18 protein-coding genes, 2 tRNA genes and 1 pseudogene are annotated in these 23,564 nt (G+C 43.1%); 8 read left to right on the top strand and 13 right to left on the bottom strand.

Annotated features, from left to right (window positions below):
- Positions 1-90: 90 nt before the first annotated feature.
- The 9 genes from pth to IP485_RS04760 all read right to left on the bottom strand — a co-directional run bounded on the left by pth (position 91) and on the right by IP485_RS04760 (position 7,939).
- Positions 91-672, bottom strand: a complete 582-nt coding sequence (gene pth / locus IP485_RS04720) for an aminoacyl-tRNA hydrolase (protein ID WP_194363494.1) — start codon at positions 670-672, stop codon at positions 91-93.
- Between the two features lie 170 nt (positions 673-842).
- A complete protein-coding gene (locus IP485_RS04725) occupies positions 843-1,523 on the bottom strand; it encodes a 50S ribosomal protein L25/general stress protein Ctc (protein WP_198326243.1) in 681 nt (226 codons plus the stop codon).
- 449 nt (positions 1,524-1,972) lie between these two features.
- Positions 1,973-2,920 carry a ribose-phosphate pyrophosphokinase gene (locus tag IP485_RS04730; protein WP_194363496.1) on the bottom strand — a complete coding sequence of 316 codons (948 nt, stop codon included), beginning with the start codon at positions 2,918-2,920 and terminating at the stop codon, positions 1,973-1,975.
- A gap of 110 nt (positions 2,921-3,030) precedes the next feature.
- Positions 3,031-3,106, bottom strand: a tRNA-Gln gene (locus IP485_RS04735).
- 244 nt (positions 3,107-3,350) lie between these two features.
- Positions 3,351-3,426, bottom strand: a tRNA-Gln gene (locus IP485_RS04740).
- A 214-nt stretch (positions 3,427-3,640) separates the two neighbouring features.
- Entirely contained in the window at positions 3,641-4,120 is a 480-nt protein-coding gene (locus IP485_RS04745) for a hypothetical protein (protein ID WP_198326244.1), read from the bottom strand.
- 77 nt (positions 4,121-4,197) lie between these two features.
- Positions 4,198-5,160 (bottom strand): 4-(cytidine 5'-diphospho)-2-C-methyl-D-erythritol kinase, encoded by a 963-nt coding sequence (gene ispE, locus IP485_RS04750; protein ID WP_198326245.1) that lies wholly within the window; start codon positions 5,158-5,160, stop codon positions 4,198-4,200.
- A gap of 72 nt (positions 5,161-5,232) precedes the next feature.
- Positions 5,233-5,865, bottom strand: a complete 633-nt coding sequence (gene lolB / locus IP485_RS04755; protein WP_198326246.1) for a lipoprotein insertase outer membrane protein LolB — start codon at positions 5,863-5,865, stop codon at positions 5,233-5,235.
- Between the two features lie 145 nt (positions 5,866-6,010).
- Positions 6,011-7,939, bottom strand: a complete 1,929-nt coding sequence (locus tag IP485_RS04760) for a tetratricopeptide repeat protein (protein ID WP_198326247.1) — start codon at positions 7,937-7,939, stop codon at positions 6,011-6,013.
- 590 nt (positions 7,940-8,529) lie between these two features.
- Between IP485_RS04760 and hemA the strand changes: the two genes are divergently transcribed.
- From hemA to IP485_RS04780, 4 genes are all read left to right on the top strand, one after another.
- Positions 8,530-9,951 (top strand): glutamyl-tRNA reductase, encoded by a 1,422-nt coding sequence (gene hemA / locus IP485_RS04765; protein WP_198326248.1) that lies wholly within the window; start codon positions 8,530-8,532, stop codon positions 9,949-9,951.
- A gap of 485 nt (positions 9,952-10,436) precedes the next feature.
- Positions 10,437-11,570 carry an aminotransferase class V-fold PLP-dependent enzyme gene (locus tag IP485_RS04770; RefSeq protein WP_198326249.1) on the top strand — a complete coding sequence of 378 codons (1,134 nt, stop codon included), beginning with the start codon at positions 10,437-10,439 and terminating at the stop codon, positions 11,568-11,570.
- Between the two features lie 235 nt (positions 11,571-11,805).
- Positions 11,806-12,243 carry a YeeE/YedE family protein gene (locus tag IP485_RS04775; RefSeq protein WP_198326250.1) on the top strand — a complete coding sequence of 146 codons (438 nt, stop codon included), beginning with the start codon at positions 11,806-11,808 and terminating at the stop codon, positions 12,241-12,243.
- Positions 12,244-12,341: 98 nt separating this feature from the next.
- The gene (locus tag IP485_RS04780; protein WP_198326251.1) at positions 12,342-12,761 is read left to right on the top strand and encodes a DUF6691 family protein; all 420 of its coding nucleotides are present in this window, start codon (positions 12,342-12,344) and stop codon (positions 12,759-12,761) included.
- Between the two features lie 203 nt (positions 12,762-12,964).
- Here the strand turns inward: IP485_RS04780 and IP485_RS04785 are convergent, their stop codons facing one another.
- Positions 12,965-14,629, bottom strand: a complete 1,665-nt coding sequence (locus IP485_RS04785) for an AMP-binding protein (protein ID WP_198326252.1) — start codon at positions 14,627-14,629, stop codon at positions 12,965-12,967.
- A gap of 464 nt (positions 14,630-15,093) precedes the next feature.
- On the opposite strand from IP485_RS04785, the gene IP485_RS04790 reads away from it, so the two are divergent.
- Positions 15,094-17,229 (top strand): NADPH-dependent 2,4-dienoyl-CoA reductase, encoded by a 2,136-nt coding sequence (locus IP485_RS04790; RefSeq protein ID WP_198326253.1) that lies wholly within the window; start codon positions 15,094-15,096, stop codon positions 17,227-17,229.
- 984 nt (positions 17,230-18,213) lie between these two features.
- Here IP485_RS04790 and IP485_RS04795 read toward each other — a convergent pair.
- Positions 18,214-18,978: a lysozyme inhibitor LprI family protein gene (locus IP485_RS04795; RefSeq protein ID WP_198326254.1), complete on the bottom strand. Its 765-nt coding sequence runs from the start codon at positions 18,976-18,978 to the stop codon at positions 18,214-18,216.
- A 125-nt stretch (positions 18,979-19,103) separates the two neighbouring features.
- On the bottom strand, positions 19,104-19,520 hold the full coding sequence (locus IP485_RS04800) for a VOC family protein (protein ID WP_198326255.1): 417 nt from the start codon (positions 19,518-19,520) through the stop codon (positions 19,104-19,106).
- Between the two features lie 470 nt (positions 19,521-19,990).
- Here IP485_RS04800 and IP485_RS04805 point away from each other — a divergent pair.
- Positions 19,991-20,119: pseudogene (locus IP485_RS04805) on the top strand (hypothetical protein); the annotation flags it as partial.
- A 103-nt stretch (positions 20,120-20,222) separates the two neighbouring features.
- On the top strand, positions 20,223-21,449 hold the full coding sequence (locus IP485_RS04810; RefSeq protein ID WP_198326257.1) for a serine hydrolase domain-containing protein: 1,227 nt from the start codon (positions 20,223-20,225) through the stop codon (positions 21,447-21,449).
- A 223-nt stretch (positions 21,450-21,672) separates the two neighbouring features.
- Here IP485_RS04810 and IP485_RS04815 read toward each other — a convergent pair whose 3' ends face one another.
- Positions 21,673-22,707 (bottom strand): lipoate--protein ligase, encoded by a 1,035-nt coding sequence (locus IP485_RS04815; RefSeq protein WP_198326258.1) that lies wholly within the window; start codon positions 22,705-22,707, stop codon positions 21,673-21,675.
- 230 nt (positions 22,708-22,937) lie between these two features.
- Between IP485_RS04815 and IP485_RS04820 the strand changes: the two genes are divergently transcribed.
- Complete coding sequence (locus IP485_RS04820) at positions 22,938-23,528, top strand: hypothetical protein (protein ID WP_198326259.1); 591 nt, start codon at positions 22,938-22,940, stop codon at positions 23,526-23,528.
- Positions 23,529-23,564: the final 36 nt, after the last annotated feature.

Below are 23,564 nucleotides of genomic sequence, written 5' to 3' on the forward strand. Positions count from 1 at the left end.
CTTGGCGTAACTGATATTAATTAACGAAATCAAAAGGTTAATGGGGACAAAGTTGCCAAAATAAAAGGCTATTATAATAGAGCCAGTATATTATTCAGGTAATTTAAAGCTATTGATTTGTGAGCGGGCTTTTTCGACATCACCATCTAACAATAGTGGCAGCGCCTCAAAGGCGGCTGTCAGTGCACTATCGATAGCAATTTGCTCATCAGGCGATGCTTTAGACAGCACATGTCCGCTGACTTTGGATTTGTGTCCAGGATGACCGATGCCCACACGCAGGCGATGAAAGTCGCTGCCAATGTGCGGTGTGATATCACGTAAGCCGTTGTGACCACCGTGACCACCAGCAGTTTTGAGTTTGATACTGCCCGCTGCAATGTCGAGCTCATCATGGGCGATCAATAGCTCATCATTTTGGATACCATAGAAATTTACCATTGGTACCACAGATTCACCAGATTTATTCATAAACGTCAGAGGCATTAATAGACGAACATCGTGTCCGTGAATTTGTCCGCGTCCAGTGACGCCATGAAATTTTTTGTCAGGCGCGAGCGTAATGTTGAACTGCTGAGCCAAATGATGGACGAACCAAAATCCTGCATTATGACGCGTAAACATATACTGCTGACCAGGGTTACCAAGACCGACAATAAGCTTTATGGCCATAAAAATACCTTGCTTGAATTTGATAAATGACGGGTAGGGTCTAAAAACATCGATAAATCGTTTGTTTTCAAACTTTACTTACAAAAACAGCAGGAGATATTCATCACCTGCTGTCTTGTTGACTAAACGAATATATGACTGTACGGCATTAGCCATACAGATATATTATATTACTCGTCGTCTTTTTTCTCTTCAGCGTCAGCATTTTGCTCAGTTGCTGGTACATCAGCTGCATCAACTTCAGCATCTGCATCAACTTCTTCAACTGTTGGTGGCATCATGTTAGCGATAGTACGGTCATGGCCATCTTCTAACTCAAGTTCGTTGATAACAACGCCTTCAGGAAGTTTGATGTCTGATAAACGAAGCAAATCACCGATTTCCATACCAGATACGTCTATTTCTAGATACTCAGGTAGTAGTGATGGAATGCAAGAGATTTCGATGTCAGATACTAGCGTTGACAAAACACCAGCTTTTGCAGTGCCTGGCGCTTCTTCTTTACCAGCAAAATGAACAGGAACGTTCATAGTGATTTTCTGACCCTTCACAACGCGCTGGAAATCAGCATGCATTGGGAAACCTTTAGCAGGATGGCGTTGCAAATCTTTGATAACAGCTTGATGCTCTACGCCGTCAACATTGATGGTCAAAATGTGTGAGAAGAACGCTTCAAATTCAAGCGATTTTACCAATTCGTTAATCTTGATAGAGATAGACGTTGGCTCTTCATTACCACCATAGATGATAGCAGGAACTAGTTTCTGCTTACGTAGGCGGCGGCTCGCACCTTTACCTTGTTGTTCAGCAGAACGATCAACTGCGTTTAGCTCAAAATGGTTAATGCTCATGGATGTAATCCTAATAAAAAGAATGGAGAAGTGTCTGGTCATAAAAAAGTGGATTTGCGACCAATCCACTAAGACGTGATGATGGCTAAAAAATGTCATTGCTCACATTCGTTATAGTTCATAACAGATACAAGGCACGACTTTAGCCGTTTGCTTACAATAATGCTTTTATGATAATTATAATCACTGTATGCATTATTTTGGGCATGATCAGCACTTCGAATGATGCCAACCTGATTGAATCAAACAAACGGTTGGCACAGGCGCGCATTATACGTGATTCTGTAGCAATAATAAAGACCTACGCAAAATGACTGTGCAACACTATCAAGAAAAACCATGACGCAAAAAAAGCGCCAAGTAAGGATACTTGACGCTTTTTCTTAAACTTAAGCAGTATTTTATAACGAGCATTGCCAAAAGCAAGTGTGACAAATACTCGATAAAATCTAAGCGTCGAACATGGCGCTGATAGATTCTTCGTTATTGATACGGCGTAAGCTTTCAGCAAGCATTGGCGCGATACTGACCTGACGAATCTTACTACAGGCTTTGGCTTCAGCAGATAGTGGGATGGTATCGGTCACAACCAATTCATCTAATGCAGATTCATTGATGTTTTTGAGTGCATTACCAGATAGGACAGGGTGAGTAATGTAAGCTAACACGCGGCGTGCACCATTTGCTTTTAATGCTTCAGCAGCTTTACATAGCGTACCTGCGGTATCAACCATATCATCAACGATGACGCAATCACGGTCACGAACATCACCGATGATGTGCATCACTTGTGATTCATTGGCGCGTGCACGGCGTTTATCAATAATCGCCATGTCGGTATCGCCCAATTGCTTGGCCATTGCACGTGCACGAACCACGCCGCCTACATCAGGTGAGACAACCATGATGTTGTCATAATCTTGTTTTTGTAGGTCATTTAATAGCACAGGCGTGCCGTAGATGTTGTCTACAGGGATATCAAAGAAACCCTGAATCTGATCTGAGTGCAAATCAACGGTCATGACACGATCGATACTTACGATGTTTAGCATATCAGCGACAACTTTGGCCGAGATAGGCACACGAGCTGAACGAGGACGACGATCTTGACGCGCATAACCGAAATAAGGCATGACAGCTGTGATACGACCAGCACTAGAGCGACGCAAAGCGTCTGCCATCATCATGATTTCCATCAAGTTGTCATTGGTCGGTGCACAAGTAGGCTGCATGATAAATACATCTTTACCACGCACGTGCTCTTTGATTTCCACGGCAATTTCGCCATCAGAAAAACGCGTGATGTCAGCTTTACCAAGAGGTATATGGAGATGATCGGCTACGGTTTTTGCTAATTCTGGGTGGGCATTGCCCGTAAAAATCGCCAAATAAGGCATGACAGAAGTCCTATTGATTGACTCAAGCAGCGACCGCTAAGCAGTGTCAAACTGCTCAAATTCAGAAAAGAGTGGTGAAAAAGATTGATGACTACTATTACAGTAAAAAATGGCAGGGGTAGCTGGACTCGAACCAACGGATGTCAGGATCAAAACCTGATGCCTTACCAACTTGGCTATACCCCTGTAATGTCTAGATAGTGTACGTCTATATTAACGGAAACTTTTGATAAAAGTCATTGTTAGTATAACGTCACAACCTGTTCGCTATTTTATAAATGGATAAACCATTTACAATATAACGTTTCCCTAGCGGTGCTCATTGCGAACTATACCGAAACTGGGATAACGTTGTCAATGTCAATACGATAAGCGGGTATGTATAATACTGCTTATGTTATATGCACATCAAACGCTTTTAGCTTAAAAATGGCAGGGGTAGCTGGACTCGAACCAACGGATGTCAGGATCAAAACCTGATGCCTTACCAACTTGGCTATACCCCTATTGAGGCGACCTATTATAGATAAATTTTCAGATTTTGCAAGTCATTTGCGCCTTTTTCTGCTATTTATTCTTAATTCATCAAGGACGATGTGATTTCGATAGGTATATGGTGAAAGTTGGTGATAAGAATTGATGCCTTACTTATATTCTCTTGTAGGGCTATATGAGTGAGCTTGAGACTAGTGTGTCTGGCACGAGATTTCCAAAATAGTCTTATATGTTCCAAGGAGTAGCGTAAGGCTCAACTGTATGCAACAGCTTGAGCAATGTAGCTAAGAACTCACTTTTCTTTATTTTTGAGGTGATAGTATTATTACCATCAAAAAATTTCCCAAAAAACATCAGACATTCATCTTCTTGGTAAACGTAAAATAGAGATTTGTTAGTAGATAAGTCGTAGAACAAAAAGTTATCTCTCTCACTACTGCTATCGTAAACTCCAGTTTCAGTTTCATAAAAAATGTTGTGTAGCTTGTTTAGTGGTGTATTGATCAAACTTTTATTTAGGTGAAATTCGCCATTAGTAATCAGTTCTATTTCTTTCTTAATATTTTTAACAAGTGGAAACGCATAATAACTATTATCTTGATAACTGATGTTTACTGAGTTCACAATAATATCCATCACTATGAATTGCTTTTCCATTTCGTGTATTTTAAAAGCAATCGTTTCTGTATTTCCGAGAGTGATCATATTTTGCTCTTAAATGCTTTAGGCTTGATAGTATTTGCGGCGCTTACCTTTTCACCTATCTATAAAAACTTGCGCAGTTATAAACTCCCAGCTATATATGCCGCACAAGGCGCATCTGTAACCCACTTTGCCAATAGCTTTTTATCACTGGCAATACTTGCATCTAAAGGCAAAAACACAGCGCTACCAGAGCCAGTCATGCGTGCTGTGCCAAGTGCTTGCCTCTCTAACCCTTGCAAGTAATCCAATGCCTCTTTAACAACAGGTGCGAGGCTCGTCACGACAGGTGTAAAGGCATTGTGATATGGCGCCGTAAGAGCTTGCATATAATCAGCATATTGGCTTTTAATGGTTTCAACTGATAATGCTGAGATATCTCGCTGTAATTTCGGATGTGCAAACAGCTTTGCAGTATTGACATGGGCGTTAGGCGTTAAGATTAAATACTGCTGTTCTGGTAAATCAATCGCGGTCAGCTCCTCACCAATACCCATCGCAATCGCATCTTGGCCAAATATAAATATGGGCACATCCGCACCCACTGTCGCACCGATTTTTATGAGCGCATCACAGGATAAATTAAGCAGCCAAATCTCATTGAGCGCAAGCATCGTCGTCGCTGCATTAGAGGAACCACCGCCCAACCCTGCACCCATTGGTAAATGCTTGTCTACAGTGATAGCTACTTGTGCCAACTGCTTGGGCACATGATTGGACTGTATGGCAGCGGAGAGCAATGCGCGTGCCGCTTTAAAGATGAGATTGTCTTCTATGATATCAGTAATAGCCTCTGCACCAGCCAATGTCAGTAGCTGATGACAAAGCTTGTTAGCATCTAATTTATCATTATCCGTATAAATCACTGCATCATCGGTCACCGAAAAATGCAAATAATCGCCCCAATCAAGCAAGCGAAACACAGTTTGCAAATTATGATAGCCATCATCGCGCTTACCCGTGATGTGCAAAAACAGATTAATCTTTGCAGGGGATAAGCGAGTAATGGTAGAGGCAGATTGAACGGCGAAACTTTCAGTCATAGCTGTTAACCATAAATTTCAGTCATAGACGGCTGTCTTAACAAGAAAAGGAGTGCAATCAAAATCTTATCGTTAATGATTAATGGTCATTACAACTTTGTTGCCTTGTGGTTGCACAGCACTGATTTTATTTGGTAATTTTTCATCACCTTTATAAGTGAAACTGGCACTCCAGTCGCCATTGACCGAGCTGACCAAACGGTTTTGACTATCTAGCTTTGGTGCACTGTCTGAAGGTGCGGGACGTCCAGATACCCAATACGGCATTTGTGAGATAGGGGCTTGCCAGCCAGTCGCTTTTTTAAGTAAAGTCTCAGGATCATCAGCAGTCAAGGTACCGGTCTTTTCGCTGACGAGAGTCGCTGTCTGACCATTGTATTCAATGTTGGTTTTGCCGATACCTAGTGCGCCAATCAACTCGATCGCAAAACGGTCGTTTTGCTGACCCCATGCATAAAACGCACTACCGCCTTGAGCACCAGTTGAGTCATTAGCCGCTGTCGTGACGCCAATCTTACCGGTGATATTGAAGCTCTCTAGCTTTTTGGGCTGCTCAGCGTTTTGAGCTTGTATGGTGGTCGTAGGCTGGCTAGTCGCGTTGGCTGTCTTTAGTGACTGACAGCCCGATGTGATGACCATCGCTGCAGCCATGGCACTAAATAGCGCCAGTTTATTTGGTTTATAGGCAATAATTGATGCTGACATAAGGTTTTCTCGCAAATAGAAAAAGGAGCGAATTATCAAAGCGTTTAGCTTAAGCGTTATTTGTTGCTCGGTTATGCCCGGCTGTTAGTGTCTTATAAGGGTATTGTAAACACGGATCAAAAGGCTGAGCAGGAAGGATTTACTATCAATAGAGTTGTATGCGGTCATTGATATTGTGCTGGCCAAATGAGAAACGCTGCTGCAAATCTGTCAGTAAAGCTTCGACTTCGTCATTATTGCCCAGCCCTTGATAAGCACGCAGTAAGAGCGTACCTGAGCGCAGCGTTGGTAGGACATCATAAGGCGTCTGCAGATAGTCAATGACTTGCTGATAGTTTTCTTTGGCCAGTGCGTTACCCGCCAATATATTAAGGGCTTGCAAATGCAGTTCGTTGTCGTAGCGCGGGTCATCGTAGCGAATTTTAATAATCGATGTCGCGAGTGTCAGCCCTTGTTCATAGCTGCGCTCATTGGCCAGTAATAACTCTGCATAGCTAAGCTGGTAGGACAAATTGCTAGGATCTAGTGCCTGCAAATGATTGAGCAAGGTGCGTTTGACGATATAGTCGTCTTTGTCATTCAAGAGCTGAGCACGTGCAAACATCAGCATTTCATTGTCAGGGTATTTACGAGCAGCTCGCGTGAGCAAGCGCAGCGCTTCTGCGGAGTCGTTTTGCTGCCATAGAATATCGGCTTGCATCACAAAGGTATCGGGGGCAAACACTGCAAAGTCTTTACGCAGTTTTTCTAACGTCGCAATGGCCGCATCGACATTGTCATTGAGCAATTCAAAAGCGACCACCTTTCTACGAGCCTCTAATACCAAATCCTCTTGCATGACACCATTGAAATAGTATTTGGCTTGCTCAAAACGCTGCTGACGCTCTGCACTGATACCAAGATAGTAATAAGCTTGGTTCAGGTAAGTCGGACTCTTGGCGAGCATATTTAGCAGGCTGTCAGCGCTCGCATATTCTTCGATATCTAGGCTTACCAATGCCGCAAGCAAGGTAATCTCGGCGTCATCACTGAAGCCGTCATGCGCCTCGAGTAATAACTCCCAAGCTTGCTTACTTTGTTTTAAGTCGAGTAGGTAGCGAATCTCGTATAAATACAGTCTTTTGCTATCAGTGTTGCGCAAACGTGCTTGACTGATATATTTGAGAACCGTCTCTGCTGTGACGATTTTACGTAATATATCGGCTTTTAAAGTGATAAAGGGTACGTAATCGGGCTGACGATCTAGCGCACGATTGATATGGACAATAGCAATCTCAGGCTCATTGAATTGATAGAGTAAGCCGGCTTTTAGTACAGATAATGACGCATTTTGCTCACTATCTAGAGGTTGCAAGGCGGCGAGTAATTCGCGCTTATCCTCGTCATCATTGGGATAAATACCAATCAAAATCTCACTCAAATCGGCACGCGGATCGTAACGCAAGATACGGTTTAATGTTTCGCCAGCTAGAATGTAATCGTGCGCCCGTAATGCCAAATGCGCGACATAAAACCAAGCAGGCACGTGATCAGGGTTTTGATCTTGCCATGACTTGGCAAATTGTAATGAATCCTCAACTCTTTCACTACGCAGCGAGAGGCTAAGGGCTCTCTCAAATACTGCAGTGGCATCCTCTTTAAAAGATTGCTGCTTATAGATCGCAATCGCACGTTGCTTGTCATTGCGATCAGCAGAAAACTCTGCATCCAATAGCGCATATAAACTAGGTTCATTGAGCTCTGGCTGCCATAAACTGGTGGGTGCTAAACCATCGATGTTGGTCACATAATCTTTGGCTTGGCTGTCGCCGCCGTCGGATGTAACAATATCATTACCGCTATCAGTTCGTCTAATAACGCTATTAGATACGGGTATCTTTGGGATTTGTGCTTCTACTGAGGTATCAGGATGACTGGCATAGGCAGGTACCGTCAGGCACAGGCAAACTGCCAATGATAGCGCCAGCTTATATCGTTGGCATAGACGCTCGATAACGACCTGCAACAGAGCACGGAGGCTGTGTTGCTCGCTATATGGAGGACTTGCTCGAAATAATGATCCGAAAAAAACCATAGACAACCGTATTCGCCCCTGATTTGCCTCTATAAAAAGCAATTTTATCTTAATCATTTCAAATAAAATGGTAACCACGATTACCCATGACAGACATTATAAGAGTAGACAGACAATCTATACAATAGTGTCCGTGTTACTCAGATAGTGGCAGCTATTTAGTTAATACTAGCCATCTAGTGACTAGCGTTGTTTTAAAAGCCTGTAACGATTGGCAGGGAATGTCTCAACATTTATAGTGATAGCAATTAAAAGACGATCAAAAACAGATAAGCATATTGAACAGAATATTATGGAAATATAACAAGTTATGGTTCAGTAAGCGAATGATTTAATGTGCTCTGACTGAGGACTTGCTCAAATTCAACCATTGGTTTTATCAATCACATGAGTAGTTGATTTGTTACAGTAATGCCCAGATACAGACAAATAGTCATCATAGCTGGGTGAGTGTTAATTAAAGCTAGCAATAATGATATAATAGGCGGTTTTTAGGGTTTTCCTTTTAACGCTGTCATCAAAGACTGTCTTTTAAAAATAATAAGATAGCGTCAGAGGCAGATGAGCATCATGTTTATGGTCTATCGATAATGAGATTAGTGGTCATTGGGGTCAATCACAAAACTGCACCAGTCGCTCTGCGAGAGCGCTTGGCACTTGTGGGTGACGATGTGAATGTCGCACTTGAGCAGATAGAGACCTTTACAGATGGTAGTGTGATTGTCTCCACTTGCAATCGTACCGAGATTTATGCGCTGGTACCGCAGAATCCAACCCATCAAAGCTCGGCATCACAGATATCGGGCTCGTCATCATCGGGCAGTCAGTCAGTAGATAGCCAAGCCGCCGAATCTGCTGAGCAGTCGTTGTCTAACTTTGTCAGCAGCACCAACGTTTCTGCTGCTGCTATGAGCAATCATATCACTAAGATTAAGACTTGGCTTGCTGATTTTAAAAAACTGCCGCTTGCTGATATTGACCCTTATCTCTATGTACACCGCGACACTCATGCATTAACGCATTGGCTTAGAGTAGCCGCGGGACTGGACTCCATGATATTGGGCGAGCCACAAATCCTTGGTCAGATCAAGCGTTCAGTACATCTGGCCCAAGAGCAAAAAGTATTGAGTAATCAGCTTGGCTGGATCGTCGACCAGGTGTTTGCCGCTGCCAAGCGAGTGCGTAACGAGACGCAAGTGGGGGCGCAGGCAGTATCACTCAGCTTTGCCGCAGCCAAACTGGTCACACAGATATTTGATGATCTGCCCAGTCGTACGTTACTGGTCGTCGCGGCAGGCGAGATGAATCGTTTGGTCGCCACCCATATTGCAGGTCTTGGGGTGGGGCGCGTTATTATTTGCAATCGTAATCCTGAGCGCGCGGAAGCGTTAGCGGCTGAACTGCATCATCCTGACCGGCGCATAGAAGTACACCCGTTGCAGGCATTGCCGCAATTATTATCAGAAGCAGATATTGTCAGCAGTTGTAGTGGCAGTATGGATCTATTGATTGATAAACCTATGACCATACAGGCATTGAAGCGTCGCCGTTATCAGCCGATGCTAATGATAGATTTGGCGGTACCGCGTGATATCGACTCGACCATCAGCCGTATTGATGATATCTATCTGTACTCTATCGATGATTTGCAGCACGTGATTGCAGGCAATATCGAACAACGTCGCCAAGCAGCAGTCGATGCTGAATTGTTGGTCAGTCAATTGATTGTTGAGATTGATCGCCGTTTTCAGGTGCGCCAAGTGGGCAAAGATATCCAGCAGTATCGTGCTTGTACTCAGGGTCAAGTCGAGAAACTGCTGCAGGAATCTATTGCTCAGCTGCAACAGGACAATACCAGCCCAGAAGATATCATTACCGAGCTATCAAGGCGTCTGACCCAAACATTGACCCATGCGCCGTCGAAGCTGATGCGCAAAGCGGCTCGTGAGGGAGATAGTGATCTGCTCGATTTTGTGGTATCAGGATTGCAAGACGCTCACCGAGGGCATTGACTGTCTCGCCGTAGCGGTCAGTTGATGTCTGTTAATCAACGTATCAATCAACGCTTCAAGTAGCGTTAACCACTCATACCTACTAGTATTTTCCTATTGATAAACTCCTTATCATCAAAAAGCTTCTTATCAATAAATGCCTAATAGCGCAAGCCATATCGTTGCCTGCGCGTGTCGTTGTCAACACTCAGCATCAGTGCTAATATCAAGCTCTCACAAATGGCTTGGTTAACGTATTGTAGTCAATCCACTATAAAAGAGTGATAGCGTCTATCTCACTTGAGTCATGACTGATACCTTTGTATTCGGTCGCATTCTCACTCTTTTACATAGACGCAAATCTTTTTCGTTAGCCTTATATTCTGTGTCCTTCAACCATCAATGATATCTGACAATATGGGTATTCCTATTATCTGCATGTTCAGACATCATGATATGAGATGTGAAGAGCCATTTATTATCTACCCATACACTAGGAGTGTTCAATGCCTGCATTACGTCAAGATATCGATCCAAACGGCTTATTAGAGTATTCAGTGGTTTACACCGATCGCGCGTTGAACCATATGTCAAAAGCCTTTCAGCAAGTAATGAACGATCTATCTAGTGACCTAAAATCTGTGTATAACGCGGACGCAGTGGTGATCGTTCCTGGTTCTGGTACTTATGGTATGGAAGCAGTCGCGCGCCAGTTGGCAAATGACGAAGACTGCCTAATTATTCGTAATGGTTGGTTCAGCTATCGTTGGACGCAGATCTTAGAAAAAGGCAAGATTGCAAAATCGACTACCGTTTTGACAGCGCATCGTGAAGAAGGCAATGCTGCAAAGCCGTTCTCACCTGTGGACATTGACGAAGCAGTTGCGAAGATTCAAGAAGAAAAGCCAGCTGTCGTGTTTGCACCGCATGTTGAAACCTCATCGGGCATCATCTTGTCAGAGGACTATATCAAAGCCTTGAGCGAAGCTGTGCATAGCGTTGGCGGATTGTTAGTCATTGACTGTATTGCTTCAGGCTGCGTCTGGCTAGACATGAAAAAATTGGGCATCGATGTGCTGATTAGCGCACCGCAAAAAGGTTGGAGCAGTACACCGAGCGCTGGTTTGGTCATGCTAAGCGATGCGGCTGTCACAAAAGTAGACAGCACTGAGTCTGATAGCTTTAGTATCGACCTAAAGCAATGGTTGAATATCATGCGTGCCTACGAGAACGGCGGTCATGCTTACCATGCAACGATGCCGACAGACAGCTTGCGTCAGTTCCGCGATGCTGTTAATGAAGCCAAAGCAATTGGTTTTGATAAGTTGCGTGACGCGCAGTGGACGCTTGGCAAACGTATTCGTGAAATGTTAGAAGCCAAAGGTGTTGAGAGCGTTGCTGCTGAAGGGTTTAAAGCGCCTGGCGTTGTTGTCTCTTATACCGATCGCGATGACATGCATAAAGGCAGTGCCTTCGCTGAAATCGGGGTGCAAATCGCTGCTGGCGTACCCTTGAAAGTGGGCGAGCCTGATAATTTTAAAACTTTCCGTTTGGGTCTATTTGGTTTGGATAAATTGACCGATATCGATGGTACCGTAGCGCGTTTTGAAGCGGCACTTGATAAAGTGCTGAGTCAGTAATTATAGTCATCAAGAAGGCTGATAAAGATATTAATATGATAGCTTATTAAGCCTTCTTCACAGTCTTTTCTAAAGCCTTTGCAGGGCAGTCTTTACAGTTATAAAAAATACTGGACCATTAGCATTATGCTAGGTTCAGTATTTTTTTACCTTTTTATTATATTTTATAATATAATGTGTTTTTATAAATTAATATCTAAACACGTATCTAATAAACCTAATTGGGTAGTCCGTTATGAGCATACAAATAGACTGGCAAGCATTTACACCGATCTCCTTAGTTGGTGGCCTAATGCTAGGTGTAGCGACGGTTATCTTGCTGCTGGGTATTGGTCGTATAGCAGGCATCAGTGGTATTTTTTCAAGCCTATTAAAACCCAAGCGTGTGGAGATGTGGCAGGTGCTATTTATACTGGGCTTGGTCATCTCACCACTGCTTTATAAGCTGGCAAGACCGCTACCTGAGGTAGCTATCAGTACCTCTTTGCCACTGTTAATTGGTGCAGGGTTATTGGTCGGCTTTGGGACGCGTTTAGGTTCAGGATGCACGAGTGGACATGGTATCTGTGGTAATTCGCGTCTGTCTCCACGGTCATTGGCAGCAACTGTCACCTTTATGTTGTTTGGTATTGTGACCGTTTATATCGGTCGTCATGTATTAGGCCTGCTATAGCTAACTCATGGCAGTCTGCCAGATGAATGCTAATAATTGGACTAACGCGCGAACGACATATGATGGTTAATAAAAGATAATAATAGCGAGATACGACGATGCTAAAAAATATAATCGGATTGCTGGCAGGATTGCTGTTTGGACTTGGACTACTGGTGTCAGGTATGACCGATCCTGTGAAGGTACAAGGGTTTTTGGACATATTTGGCGCATGGGATATCTCCCTTGCACTAGTGATGGGTGGTGGTCTGATAGTGGCGTTTTTTGGTGTACGATTGGCAAAGCGTCAGCAGACAAGCTGGATTGGCACATTAATAGAGATGCCAAGCAAAACCGTCATTAATAAAAAACTGCTAATTGGCGCGATGTTGTTCGGTATCGGTTGGGGGTTGGTCGGTATTTGCCCAGGTCCAGGAATCGTCTTGCTCGGTACGGGACAGTGGCAAGCTTATGTGTTTATTCCAGCGATGATTATAGGAATGTTAGTCTATCAGTGGCTTGAGCCTAAACTTGGTTGATATAGTTAGCTCTCTATAAATTGTAGCCGGTGTCTGCCTCGTTTAGTCTACTAGGTGTAGTACTTTTACTCGGCTTTCTTGTCTCCAAATTACATTGAGCCAACTATAGTATAAATAAGCTAGCGCTCCAAAAAAGGTCAGCTATACATCGCTGACCTTTTTGATGGGTGTTAATTGATGATATGACTTAACAAGTCGCTATTTTATTTCGCACTGGTGGTTACTTTTGGCGTTTCGTGTGCCAATGACTTTGCTGCTTGGCGTAGCTCAAATTTTTGCACTTTACCTGTACTGGTCTTGGGTATTTCTGCAAAGACAATGTATTTGGGCACTTTGAAGCCCGCTAAGTGTTTCTTACAGTGCACCATCACGGTATCGCGCTGTAAGGTATTGCCTTCATGGATTTCGATAAAGGCAACAGGCACTTCGCCCCATTTATCATGGGGTGCAGCGACGACCGCACAGCTCAGGATTTCAGGCAGTTTGTACAAGACATTTTCTACCTCGATACTAGAGATATTCTCACCGCCTGAGATGATGATGTCCTTGAGTCTGTCCATAATTTTGATGTAGCCATCAGGATATTTGACGCCCAAATCTCCCGTGCGGAACCAGCCATCAGCGAATGCATCTTCGGTCGCTTGGCGGCTTTTTAGATAGCCTTTCATCACCATATTGCCACGCAGTGCCAATTCGCCCATCTCCTGACCATCGGCAGCAACGGGTTCAGTCGTACCTTGCTTAAATACATTGAACCCTGCCATCAAATGTGACGTCACACCTTGGCGCGATTTCTTTTGAGCGCGTGTCGCCACATCGATTTCATTCCATTCTTCCTGCTCCGCGCAGACTGTCACTGGTCCGTACACTTCGGTAAGACCATATACGTGAGAGATATGAAAGCCCATGGCTTCCATGGCGGCCAGCATGGTTTCAGACGGCGGTGCACCAGCGACCCAACCTTTGACCGTATGGTTAATGGCTTCCTTATATTCAGGTTTGCCGCCGGCAATCATATTGTGTACGACTGGCGCAGAGCAATAATGGCTAACCTGATGCTTGGCCATCAGCTGTAGTATTAAATCGGCATCAATATTACGCAAGCAAACATTGACCCCCGCACGCTCGGCGATGGTCCACGGAAAGCACCAGCCATTGCAGTGAAACAGCGGCAGCGTCCATAGATACATTGGGTGCTTGGGCATATCCCAATCCAAAATATTGGAAATTGCATTGAGCGTAGCACCGCGGTGATGGTAGACCACACCTTTGGGTTTGCCTGTCGTACCAGAGGTATAATTCAGTGCAATGGCATCCCATTCATCTGTCGGCATCTCCCAATTATCCAAACTGTCTGAGCTGGCAACCAACGCCTCATAACTCATCTGCCCAAATTGCTCGACATTGACGGCATTGTCGGTTGAGTGAATGACGATTAAGTGAGGGAAGGTCTCATTAATGATATCGGCATAGTCAGCAAACTCGCTGTCCAAGATGAGAACCTTTGCCTCTGAGTGCTGCAAACAAAACGTCAGTGCATTGATATCGAGACGGGTGTTCAGGGTGCAGAGTACGCCGCCTGACATCGGAATGCCAAAGGCGCATTCGACCATCGCTGGCGTATTCGGTAGCATGACCGCGACCGTGTCGTTTTTATCCACACTCAGTTTACGCAGACCATCAGCCAGTTGTCGGCAGCGATCATAGGTCTGTTGCCACGTCTGAGTGAGGTTGTTGTGTGCTAGGTCGTCATAAATGATAGCAGTCTTGTTAGGATATACTTGAGCGCTGCGAATGATAAAATCGATAGGGGTAAGTGGTTGATGGTTGGCGGCATTTTTGCCAAGACCCGTGTGGAAGTCTGTCATGGTGATAATCCTTTATCGTATTTCTAATATTTGGTAGCACTATTATGTCGAACCGTGATTTCACAGCATCATTCGGTACTATAATCTAGCACAGAAACTATTTGGGTAAGTCGATATTTATCGATTAAAATATATCATCGTAATACAATATTTATAAGCATACTTATCGTATTATGACGAATAAGTAGTAGTCGTCTATTATAGGCAGTCATTTATTATAAACAGGCTGCCTATGATACTGGCCTGATTTTTAGTGCTTGTTTAATATTGGTTTAATAATACGCCATCCTTTAGTCTAATAGACCGCGCCATTTATTATTGCAATAAATATAGTGCTCACTCATCAGTCGCTTGTCTGCGTAGCTGACAATAATCGCGGTGTGTTACGATACCAGTAACGCTAAATCTCATAGCACAACGGTTCTTCAGAAATAGTCCAAAAAACCATTCATAAGGAAAATGATATGTCCGCCAGCCGCTCTGACAATACAATTGACACCGCCAGTACCAATGAGTATTATCCGCATTTATTTGAGCCACTAGACTTAGGTTTTACGACGCTAAAAAACCGTATGGTAATGGGCTCTATGCACACGGGTCTTGAAGACCGTTTTTATAATTATGGCAAGCTGGCGGCTTATTTTGAAGAGCGTGCCAAAGGCGGCGTGGCGATGATGATTACAGGTGGTATCTCACCCAATCGTGAAGGCTGGTTGCTGCCTGCTGGCGGGACGATGAATACCAAAGCCGACGTCATCAATCACCAGCGTGTCACTCGTGCCGCGCACAAGCACGACAGCAAAATTATCATGCAGATATTGCACAGTGGTCGTTATGGCTATCATCCTTTTGCTGTGTCCTCTAGCCCGATTAAGTCACCAATCTCACCGTTCAAACCGCGTAAGATGAGCATCAAGAATATTGAGCAGACGGTCAAAGACTATGCGCGCTCAGCCAAACTTGCCAAGCAAGCAGGCTATGATGGTGTCGAAATCATGGGCTCTGAGGGTTATCTACTCAACCAGTTTTTATCAAGTCACGTCAATAAGCGTAAAGACATTTATGGTGGTGATATTCATGGTCGTATGAAATTTGCCGTTGACGTGGTTAAAGCGGTACGCGAGGCGACTGGCGCAGACTTTATTATCTTATTCCGCCTGTCAGTGATTGATTTGGTCAAAGATGGTAACGTTATGGATGAGGTCATCACCGTAGCTAAGGCGCTAGAAGAAGCGGGCGTGACCATCATGAACACGGGTATCGGCTGGCATGAAGCACGTGTGCCGACTATTGTGACCAGTGTGCCACGAGCAGCTTTCGTTGATTTCACCGCTGAGATCAAAAAGCACATCAATATCCCAATGATGGCGGCTAACCGTATCAACATGCCAGAAACAGCAGAAGAGATCGTCGCCAATGGTCAAGCTGATATGATTCAGATGGCGCGTCCATTCTTAGCGGATGCACACTGGGTCAATAAAGCCAAAAACGGTCAGACAGATCGCATCAATACCTGTATCGCTTGTAACCAAGCGTGCCTAGATCATACGTTTGAAAATAAACGCTCGACTTGTTTGGTCAACCCACAAGCTTGTTATGAGACTGAACTGGTCTACAAAAAAGCGAAGAAAGCGAAAAAAGTCGCCGTCATCGGTGGCGGTGTCGCTGGTATGTCAGCTGCTCATGTCGCTGCCTTGCGCGGCCATAAGGTGACCTTGTTTGAAGCCAAGGACGTGCTGGGTGGGCAGTTTAACTACGCCAAAGTCATCCCTGGTAAAGAAGAGTTCTTTGAGACCGTTCGCTACTATATCAATGAGCTTGAGCACTTAGGCGTTGAGATCAAACTGAATACTAAGGTTGATAAGGACATGCTTGAAAAAGCCAAGTTCCATCATGTCATCGTCGCAACTGGCGTTGTACCTAGAAGCCTAGAAGGTAAGCTCGAAGGTGCTGATCTACCACAAGTGATCAGCTATGCTGAGCTGCTCTCTGGTGAAAAAGCAGTGGGTAACACAGTAGCAGTCATTGGTGCAGGTGGTATTGGCTTTGATGTCAGTGAATACTTGACCGCCAATCATGGTCAGTCGCTTGATGAGATCGGCCCTGATGGACTAAAAGACCCAAGCTATCGTCCTGAGCCGCAGTCAATCAGCGAGTGGCGTGAGGAGTGGGGCGTGACCAATGATACCGACTATCAAACTGATGGCGGTCTGGTCAGACCGCATGCGATTAAGCCAATCCGCCAAGTCTATCTGATGCAGCGTAGCAAAGGCCGTCTGGGCAGTGGTCTAAACAAAACCTCAGGCTGGGTACATCGCGCGCATATCAAATCTCACGGCGTCATCCAAGTGGCTGGCGTGCAGTATGACAAAATCACTAACGAAGGCATCTGGGTGACTAATGCACAAGGTCAAAGCCAGCTGTTACGTGTGGATAGTGTCGTTGTTTGTGCTGGTCAAGAGTCTGTGGTTGAGCTGATGCCAAATGTTGGTGATGCACCAGACGCGCAATATCATCTAATCGGTGGCGCTAAGCTAGCAGCAGAGCTAGATGCCAAACGCGCAATTCGTGATGGTGCAGAGGTTGCAGCCGCGATCTAAGGTTTCAAATTAAATATCAAAGCGGCGAGATTGATTATCTTGCCGTTTTTTTTAGCTTGTAAGCTACAGCGTAACTTTAGAAACTATTAATATCTACACCCTTAGATATATAGTAATGGGATGCTAATATATATGGACAAACTTAGAGAAGTAATTAATTCATTCAATAACTCAATTACGATTTTGAATAAGTCTTGCTATGACAAACAGGGTTTGCTCTTGTTCTTCACTTTCATAGATCAGCTAGGATGGTTAATATCATCGACTGAATATTCAGACGGGTCTGACTTTAGGAATTGGCTTGAAACTTACTGTGACTTGACTCAATTGAGATGTACGTCAACTGATATATGGAACACTAGATGTTCTTTTTTACATATGGGAACAGCTGAACATAAGCACTTCAATAGTGAAAAACACTTTAGATTAGCTTTCTATCAAAATATAGAATTTTCAGAAAAAGAACTGATTAGTGAAGAAAAAAATTATTCAAATCCAACTAAACTGATTGATATATCAGTCTTGTATAGCTGTCTTAATGATGGAATCGAAGAATTTCTCCAAGATATAGAACGTGATCCCATTTTAAAGTCGTCTGTATTAAGTAAATGTGAAAAAATGAACAATTTATATTCAATATCTAAGTAAGCTGGGTTCTTAGCCGAGCTCTAACTATAAAATATAAATAAATTTATAGTCATAAAAATATCTCAATTTAGCATAGTAAAATATAGCTTTAGTTCGTTTAGTTCTTCAATTCGCTGGGCTAAAAGCCTAGCCTACAATCTAAGATCACTACCTAAAAGACTACCTCCCAAAACCCCACATCCATGCTAAATTAAACCTTACCCGCGATACTCAATCGTACGCACCAACCACGCCATAAAAAAGGATTTTATAATGGTAGTGTTAAAAAAACTCTTCAAGTGAATGATGCTACCTATTTAAAAGTGTTCAGCAAATTCTATTTTTCAATTAGAAAAACTAACGCACCTCACGCTCTAATACAATACCGTCAAAATATCCTCGCGCACCACAACGCCCCCGCCTAAACTGATCCTCAACATCTCTTAATAACAATTGAGTCCTACCTTTATAAAGTGCTGGATATAAACGCAGCTCAACAGCTTTATCTGGCTGATCATCGTTGATGACCCAATGATTTTCTGACCATATGGCTTTACTCTCTCCCAAATCGCAGGTATGAGCATTGGTAAAAATCAAAACACCCTCGATAATGGAAAGATAAGGCTTATTAGCGACACTATGAATCGATACCGTGTTTTTTGCCTCTCCTGAATCCTCCCAACGCTGAGTATCTGAATTATATAGTGAGATTTGAGAAAACTTACCAAAAGCACTTTTACTCGGTAAATCAGAACGACTTAACTCATCTGGAAAATTCCAAGCCACACCGTAATTGGCTTGCGCTTCGATATATTCTTTATACTCACGTATCAGACATTCTTCACTTTTACAGGTATTCCGTTGAAAATTCAGCCATAAGTTTTGATCTATAATCAAATTGTTTTTATAGCTTTTGCTGTCTTCTTCGTTAGCTGCATCATTGAGATTAGTTCTATATTTCTTTGCCATTACGTCATCAAGCTTAGAAAGCTCAGGACTGTCGCAAACGGTTTTTTCTACCCAGCTAGCCGCTTTGTTGCAATCAAAACTTGCTGCATTGGCATAAATGGAGAGTAGACAAGCGCCTAAAATACTGATGGTAGTGATGCATAACTTTTTCATATCATCCTCGTTTCTAGCGCTTGATTGTATTTTAGGGAAGCCATAACTGCGATATACGTGTCATCACTTTCTACAAAAAATGAATCAGTCCATCCATCCTAGCCCAACTAGCCAGCCTCACTCATTTACCAACTACCAATATTTTCCATCGAAATCCAAGGCTCAATAGGCTCTAAGTCTTCGCCACTTTGTAGCAGTTCAATCGAGATATTGTTAGGGTCTTTCACAAAAGCCATATGACCATCTCTAGGTGGTCTTAATATCTCGACCCCTGCCTGTATAAAGGTGTCACACTGCGCGTATATGTTGTCGACTCTAAAGGCAAAGTGCCCAAAATTATCGCCATTGGAATACTCTTTTTCATCCCAGTTGTGCGTTACCTCAATCTCTGGCGCACCCTCATGCGTTGCTAAAAAATATAAGCTGAATCTGCCAGATTCAGAGTCTCTCTTTCTTAGCAGTTGTAAGCCCATAAGATCACAATAGAAAGATAACGTTTCTTCTAATTTTTTGGTTCTAATCATTGCATGTAAGTACTTCATAAAAATGCCTTAATGTTTTTTTCATAAAAAATGGAGTAATGGTAGGGTGCTTGTCATGCATCATTAATATAGTCGAACCACTCTTAAGGTATTACGGCGTTAGATTCGCTTAGCGTACCACTGTATAGTCAAGTCTATATAAATCCGCTACATCGTCATCCTCGCTAAGCATACTAATGTATAACTTGCACTCGGTTTCCTTGTATCGAAATTATATTGAACTGACTATAGTACTTGCGCTCGTCTGCCTTGTATCATTTTTAACATTGATTGACTATAGGCAAAATCTCAAATAGTGTATTGATGATATCAATACCATTAATTACATAAAGCGCATTTGTGTCAGTAATTTTTTATCAAGCAGCATCCATTGCAATACTTGCTAGATTAAATTTGACGTCGCAAAATCTAACCCTGTATTTCTGCTACCAACCATTCTTTAAAACCTGCAACTTGCGCCACTAATTTAAGTCACTGGCGTGCAGTATGACAAGGTCACCAATGAAGATATCTGGGTCACCAACAACCAAGGCCAGAGCCATCTGCTACGTGTCGATAGTGTCGTGGTCTGTGCAGGTCAAGAGTCAGTTTGCCGTCTTTTTTTATTTATGTGCTTTTAAAATAAACGCTTAGCTCGCACACTGGCTCTAATTGGTTGATGTCAGATAAAATAAAACTTTGCCATATAAAAAGGATTTTACAATGGCTGTATTAAGAATATTATTTAAATGGATAATACTGCCTATCATAGGGCTGTTAGTGGTTATCAGCCTCGGCTTAATGGTAACAGGCAATGCCTACATTTTTCGCGGGCTACAGCTCACTTATTTTAAAGGCGAAGCCACGGCCAATATTGACGATTATGTTGATTTTGATAATCGGACGATTCGTGCCAGAGATCCTATCAAATGGGACAAAGCCCCCAGCTTAGAGCAAGTTGAACTCACACCTACCTTACAAAATGCCTTGGACACAGACCAAACGGTTGCTTTTGCCATTATCAAAGACGGCAAGCTACTGTACGAAAATTATTGGCAGGACTATGGCAGCGACTCGCATACCAATAGCTTTTCGATGGCAAAAACCGTCACGACCATGCTATATCTTAAAGCGGTAGAAGACGGCTATATCGACAGCATTGATGAGCCAATCACTACTTGGCTGCCTGAATATGCCGACAATCAATATGCACAGAACTGCACGCTTGCAGATTTATCAGCGATGACCTCAGGCTACGATTGGACAGAGGATTATTACTTTCCTATCAATCCCACAGCAGAGTCCTACTATGGTCATGACTTGGTCAAGCAAATGGTCAATCGCGATTTTAAAGAGGCATGCGGTGGCCAATTTGAATACTCATCAGGCGACACACAGATGCTTGGTATTGCACTGTCGCGAGCGTTAGAGCCACATGGCTATACTATCTCTAGCTATTTAGAAGAAAAATTCTGGCAGCCACTAGGGATGGAGGGTGATGCTTACTGGTCGCTTGATGGTTCAAAAAATATTGAAAAGGTTTATTGCTGCTTAAGTGCCAGTGCGCTGGACTTTGCAAAATTTGGACAATTGCTATTGAATGGTGGCGAGTGGCAAGGCGAGCAGCTACTGAGTAAAGCGCATATTAAGTGGATGGTCACGCCCAATGCAGCCGCGTTCACAGAAGGACAGGCGCAGGTATATGGTCATTCGGTATGGACAGATATGGACAGTCCGATTCCTTTTTATGCCATGCTCGGTCACTTGGGACAGCGAGTGTTAGTGCTACCAGAAGAGAACGCGATCATCGTTAGATTGGGTAAGCAAAAAGGCCTGCCTACGCCCGTAGAGGGTTTTCATCTAGAGCCAGATTTGGGTCAGTACGTCACTGAAGTAAAAACTATTTTAAATAATTTACCTGCTCAGACTACATTGCCCAAAACAGATTGAGCTTGTTGTTAAAGGGATGAATAGGATGACTCTATAAGATAGCTATCTTATAGAGTTATAGTCAATCCTCTATAAATTGGATACGGTGTCAGTCTCGCTTAGCCTACTAGTTGTAATACTTTCACTCAACTTCCTTGTATCCAAATTATATTGAACCGACTATACCTCTTATTTTTGGATGCATATCTCACTTAGCAATGACTCAAAAGGACTAATTTAGACATCAACCTTCCATCTCGCCAACCAACCATTTCTCAAAGTCATTTACTTGCGCTGCCAACTCAGGTTGCGCTTTTGCTAATTCATTGAGATTATTTTGAATCTTGCTCTTATTATATTTAACACCCGTCAGTCTCTCTTTGAGCAGGTCAATCAGCTCAACATTTAGCGCATCAGAGAAGATGACAACCTCTGCAATTGTGGCTTGCTTCACATCCATATGTACATCCATCATGCCCCAATCAAAGCGCGTCTCGATATGATGAGTGAACTCAGGTGTCTTGCCAAAACGCCAATCCCAATCCGCCATCTGCTGATAGTAGGTGTTTAGCGTCGGCTGCTTGGCAAGGCTAGCTTCATCCAACTGCTCAACTGCCGCAGTCTCTCCATAGTACTCACAAAATGCCTCGATAATCGCATCAGATAACGTCTCATGATTGATGGCATCATTGAACTCTACCAAATTTGCCACGCGAGCACGCACCGACTTAATGCCTTTTGCTTTGAGTTTTAATGGATGCGGGTTTAGGTAGTCGCCAAGTTTTTGCATATTGGCATTGACCAATAATGTGCCGTGATGAAAGCTGCGATCGGCAGCATGTTTAAAGGCGCTGCCTGATATTTTTCGGTCACCCACTTGCATGTCATTACGACCAGATAGGGTGGCGTCTATGCCCAATTTTTTCAGCGCATTGATGATGATGGTAAAGTTGGCCGTCTGATCATAAGCGTGCTTTGGGGACAGGAAAGTAAAATTGGTATTGCCCAAATCATGAAACACCGCGCCACCGCCACTCTGTCGCCGCGCCAAAAACACATCGTCGGCCTCCATCTTATCCGTCTTGCATTCTACCCATGGGTTTTGTGAGCGCCCAATAACGACGGTCTCAGAGTTACGCCATAAGAATAGGGTATGCGTGTCTGGTGCTGCTTGCTCTGTACCTTTCTGTTCTGTCCCTAGCGCTTGAAATATCCAGTCCTCAGTCGCAAGGTTAAACCAAGGATTGGTCACGGCAGATTTTAAGATGCGCAGTTTCATTACTGATCCTTTTTTAGAATAGTTTTTATAGATTGAGCGTTATAAATAGATATAGACATTCTTACCGATACGGAGCTGGAATTCAATGGCTGTCTGATAGGGAGGGAATTTTTATACTTTGAATAAGTTGAGCGTATTTTCAAAAACTAAGGTGTAAAGCTTAACAAGCTGATAAAGTAGTTAGAAGTTAAATTTTTTCTATTAACGTTGGTTTTTTTGAGGTCATATTCATGCAAATAGAATGGGTGAATTGGATATCTGTGTTTATGGCGTTGATAGCGACGGCGTCGACTATTATTACTTATGCTGTCTATCGCTCATCAACTGATCCAGAAGTTATCGTTTATGCTGATACAGATAACAAACGTCCTTCAATTATAATTCTAATTATTGAGAATATAGGTAAAGGCCCAGCAGAGAATATCAGTTTTAAAACATCAAGAAGCTTACCTGAGAAAGCATTTAGTATAGAAGAACCTCGAAATATGCCAAACACGATGTCAACTGGACCTATTATAAATGGGATACCTTTTTTAGCTCCTAATCAGAAAATAATTCTTACTTGGGGGCAATATGGAGGATTAAAAAAATATATTGATGGAAACAGCATTGTAGTAACAGCTCAGTATGGAAGAGCTAATGCGAAGTTCTGGTTTAACCAACTGTCTAGCTCGTCCAAGCTTTCCGTTGAAGCCTTTTATCAAACAGATATTTCTGACTTGAATTGGGATAGAAAAATCTCAGAAACTCTAATAAAAACCAATGAGCAATTACAAAATATTGATAAGGCTATCAAGAAATTAGGTTCAGAAGAGATTTGAATTTCATTTATAAATGTCAGATATCTTGCATGAGTA

The organism is Psychrobacter sp. NG27 (assembly GCF_016106655.1).
Classification (GTDB): domain Bacteria; phylum Pseudomonadota; class Gammaproteobacteria; order Pseudomonadales; family Moraxellaceae; genus Psychrobacter.